This is a genomic window from Pseudomonas sp. D47 (assembly GCF_045447305.1).
GTDB lineage: Bacteria > Pseudomonadota > Gammaproteobacteria > Pseudomonadales > Pseudomonadaceae > Aquipseudomonas.
In genome coordinates this window covers 1-4332 of record NZ_JBJGXU010000126.1, presented here as the reverse complement: position 1 = coordinate 4332, position 4332 = coordinate 1, and the positions used below count along the sequence as shown (strand labels likewise).

Annotated in this window: 4 protein-coding genes; 3 read left to right on the top strand and 1 reads right to left on the bottom strand. The window is 59.2% G+C overall.

Going from position 1 to position 4332, the window contains the following annotated elements:
• On the bottom strand, window positions 1–181 hold a 181-nt coding region (locus tag ACI77I_RS31660), incomplete at its 3' end, for a hypothetical protein (protein ID WP_407000124.1).
• Window positions 182–185: 4 nt separating this feature from the next.
• On the opposite strand from ACI77I_RS31660, the gene ACI77I_RS31655 reads away from it, so the two are divergent.
• The 3 genes from ACI77I_RS31655 (at window position 186) to ACI77I_RS31645 (ending at window position 4206) form a co-directional block, all read left to right on the top strand.
• Window positions 186–704 (top strand): sigma-70 family RNA polymerase sigma factor, encoded by a 519-nt coding sequence (locus ACI77I_RS31655; RefSeq protein WP_094953863.1) that lies wholly within the window; start codon window positions 186–188, stop codon window positions 702–704.
• Between the two features lie 7 nt (window positions 705–711).
• Entirely contained in the window at window positions 712–1695 is a 984-nt protein-coding gene (locus ACI77I_RS31650) for a FecR family protein (RefSeq protein ID WP_263274802.1), read from the top strand.
• Window positions 1696–1773: 78 nt separating this feature from the next.
• On the top strand, window positions 1774–4206 hold the full coding sequence (locus ACI77I_RS31645; RefSeq protein WP_407000122.1) for a TonB-dependent siderophore receptor: 2433 nt from the start codon (window positions 1774–1776) through the stop codon (window positions 4204–4206).
• Window positions 4207–4332: the final 126 nt, after the last annotated feature.

Sequence of the window (4332 nt, the reverse complement as noted above, 5' to 3'; positions counted from 1 at the left end):
GCGGCATCATACACCAAAAATCCGCAATGTCTTGATTTAAATGCAATTTATTTAAAATAATTTCTTCAGGACGACGCACACCCCGAAAAATGGGGCTTCTCGCCCTCAAACGCGAGTCTATTGCGTTTACCCAGCGCTTGGCCGCACAATTAAAAACCATTCTCAATAACGCCTGAGCCACGCTTATGTCTGTGGGTGAACCGCCATTTCAACGGGAAATAACCCTGCTCTACAGCGAGCATCACGGCTGGCTACTCACTTGGCTGCGGCGCAAGCTGGGTTGCCGCCAGAATGCGGCTGATCTGGCGCAAGACACCTTTGCACGTATTCTAAATGCTCGCGAATCGGTGGCGAGCATTCGCGAGCCGCGGGCGTATTTGAGTACCACTGCCCGGCGCCTGCTTATCGATCAGGCCCGGCGCAAACAGATTGAACAGGCTTACCTGCAAGAACTGGCACTGACGGTAGACGTACTTGAGGGGTTCCAATCGCCAGAGCAAATCCACACCACGCTCGAGGCGCTTGAGCACATTGCGTTTATCCTGGAAGGCATGCACGAATATTCACGCCAGGCGTTTGTGCTGTATTACCTCGAAGAGCTGACCCAACAGCAAATCGCCCGGCAGCTCAAGCTGTCGGAACGCACCGTGCGTAAGTACCTGATCCGGGCGCTGGTGCATTGTGGCCACAGCATGAACACCTGACCCGCCCATGTCCGACACCCACTCACAGATAGAGGAACAAGCAGCCGAGTGGATGCTGCGCCTGCACGAAGGTGATTTGAGCGAGGCTCAGCGCATGGCCTTCGAGTGCTGGAAACAACAAGGCCCGCACTACGCGGCTGCGGCCGAACGGATGGAAGCCGTCATTTCACGGATGCAGGCCCTGCGCGGGAAAAAATCACCGGCGCGGGCAGCGTTGAACGCGGCGTTTACCCATCAGACGTCACGACGCAGCAAGCATAACCTACGCGCTCTGGTGCTGGCGTGCAGCCTGGCGATTCCTGCCGCCGCGCTGCTCACCAGCCCTTATCCGCAACAGTGGATGGCCGATGTGCGTAATGGTCCTGGCCAGTGGCAAACCCTGCAACTGGCGGACGGTTCGACGCTGACCTTGAACGGCACCAGTGCGGCAAACCTGCATTTCGATCAGCAGCAGCGACGCATTGAACTGCTGCAAGGCGAGATCCTGGTGGACGTCGCCCACGACAGCGCGCGGCCATTTATCGTGCAGACTCCCCAAGGCACCTTGCGCGCACTGGGCACGCGGTTTGTGGTCAAGCGCGAGGGTGATGTCACCGTACTGAGCATGTTGCAGTCACGCGTGGCGGCGCACAGTGCCAACAGCCAACAGACCGTGGAAGTGGATGCCGGCTCCCGGGCCTTGATGAGTTCGAACGAGGTACGCCTGAGCGACAGCATTGACCCGGCCAGCATCAATGAAGCCTGGCGCCGCCATCAGTTGGTGGTGGAAAACCGGCCGCTGCCCGAGGTGCTGGATGAAATCGCCCGCCATCGGAGCGGCCACCTGCAATTTGATCGCGCAGCCCTGCAAAACCTGCGGGTTTCGGCGGTAATTGCGCTGGATGACAGTGATCATGCCCTGCAATTGCTGGCAAAAAACTTGCCGATCAAGGTCCGCAGCTTCACGCCGTGGCTGATGGTCGTGAGCCCCGAAACAACGCCCAATAAATAATTATTCGCATTTGCTTCCGGTTTTTTTGCAGTTACCCGTCAAGCAAGGTAATTCGACTCATAAAGGATTGCCCTGTCCATGTACACCCCTTCTGATCCACGCGCACGCTTCGGCCTACTGAAAAGTGCGCCGCTTTCCTTGGCCCTTTTCACCGCGACTGCGATGGGCACACACCTTGCCCAGGCGGACACGGTCAACGTCGCCGCCCAAACCTACGACATCCCCGCCGGGCCGCTGGGCACCTCGCTCAACCGATTTGCCCAGCAGGCCGGCGTGGCCATTGTGTTCCAGTCCCAGGCATTTGAAGGCCTCCAGGGCCCGGGCCTGAAAGGCAACTACGCCACACAGGACGGGTTTGATCGGTTGCTGCAAGGCAGTGGTTATCGCGCCGTCAAAGGCGCCCAAGGGTACGCGCTGCACGTCATCCCGACTGCCAGCAACGGCGCCATGGAGCTGGGCCCCACCGCGGTCACCGCCACCCAGTTGGGCAACGTCACCGAAGGCACCGGCTCCTACACGCCCGGCACCATCGCCACTTCCACCCGGCTGATACTGACCCCCAAGCAAACCCCGCAGTCCGTCAGCGTGGTCACCCGCCAGCACATGGATGATTTCGGCCTGAACAACGTCGATGACGTGATGCGCCATACGCCGGGTATCACGGTGTCGGCCTTCGACACCGAGCGCAGCAACTATTATGCGCGAGGCTTTTCGATCAATAACTTCCAGTACGACGGCATTCCTTCGACGGCGCGTAACGTTGCCTACTCAGCGGGCAATACCCTGAGCGACATGGCGATCTACGACCGCGTCGAAGTGCTCAAGGGCGCCACCGGCCTGCTCACCGGCGCCGGTTCGCTGGGGGCGACGATCAACCTGGTGCGCAAGAAACCCACCGCGGACTTCCAGGGTCACGCCACCCTCGGCGCGGGCTCGTGGGACAACTACCGCAGTGAACTGGACGTCAGCGGCCCAATGACCGACAGCGGCAATGTGCGTGGCCGCGCGGTTGCGGCCTATCAGGACAAGCGCTCGTTCATGGACCGTTATTCGCGCAAGAGCCCGACGTACTACGGCATCATGGAGTTCGACCTGTCACCCGACACCTTGCTGACCGTAGGCGGCGACTATCAAGACAGCCTGCCGACGGCCTCGTCGTGGTCCGGCAGTTTCCCGTTGATCAACTCCAAGGGCGATCGCAACAGTGCGAAGCGCTCGTTCAACAATGCTGCCAACTGGAGCAGTTGGGAGCAATACACCCGCACGGTGTTCGCCATGCTGGAACATGATTTGGGTGATGGCTGGATCGGCAAGCTGCAACTGGACCACAAGATCAATGGCTATCATGCGCTGATGGGCTCGATCCAGGGCGACCAGCCCCAACCGGACGGCACGGCAAACCTCACTTCCGGCAAGTACACCGGCGACACCGTCAGCGACTCGGCCGACCTGTATGTAAGCGGCCCGTTCAGCCTTGGCGGTCGCGAGCACGAGCTGGTGCTGGGCGGCTCTATCAGCGCCTCGCAATGGAAAGGCAAAGGCTACTGGAACCTCGCCCCGAACACCGTCGACTTCAATAACTGGCACGGCCACGCCACGATTCCGGATTGGGGCCAGGCACAGTCATTGACCGACGACACCGTGCGCCAGACTGGCGCCTACATGACCACGCGCCTAAACCTCGCCGACGACCTCAAGCTGCTGCTGGGCGGCCGCGTGGTCAACTACCAAGTCACCGGCAACAACCCGAGCTACCGCGAATCCGGGCGATTCGTGCCATATGTGGGCGCCATCTACGACCTGAACGATACCTACTCGGTCTACGCCAGCTACACCGATATCTTCATGCCGCAGGAGAACTACAACCGCGACCGCGACAACAAGCTGCTTGAGCCGGATGAGGGCCAGAACTGGGAGTTGGGCCTGAAAGCCGATTTCCTCGACGGCCGCTTGAACGCCAGCGCGGCATACTTTGAAATCCACGAATCCAATCGCGCGCTCTCCGACGACGCGTACAACAACCAGACGCCAATACCGTCCAACTACGCCTACAAGAGCAGCAAGGCGGTGACCAAGGGCTATGAAGTGGAAGTGTCCGGCGAGATTGCCCCAGGCTGGCAACTCCAGGCTGGGTACACCCACAAGATCGTGCGCGACGACAAGGACGTAAAGATTTCCACCTTCGAGCCTGAAGATCAGGCCAAGCTCTATACCACCTATAAACTCAAGGGCAACCTAGACAAGTTGACCGTCGGCGGCGGCGTACGCTGGCAGAGCGTGGGCTGGCAAGACATCTACAACACGCCCCATAAAGGCTATGAAGAGTTCTCCCAAGACGCCTATTGGCTGGTGGATCTGATGACACGCTACCAGGTCACCAAGAACCTGTCGGCGACGCTGAACATCAACAATATCTTCGACAAGTCCTACTACACCAATATCGGTTTCTATAACTCTGCCGCTTATGGCGAACCCCGCAATGTGATGGTCACCACGCGCTGGGATTTCTGATCCGCCCATAGAAAACGCCGCCGATCATCGGAAATGATCGGCGGCGTTTTTTGGGTTTTTACAAACCCCAGACAGCAAAAAGCCCGCTCAATGAGCAGGCTTTTTGTGGTGACCTGGCGTTCAGCA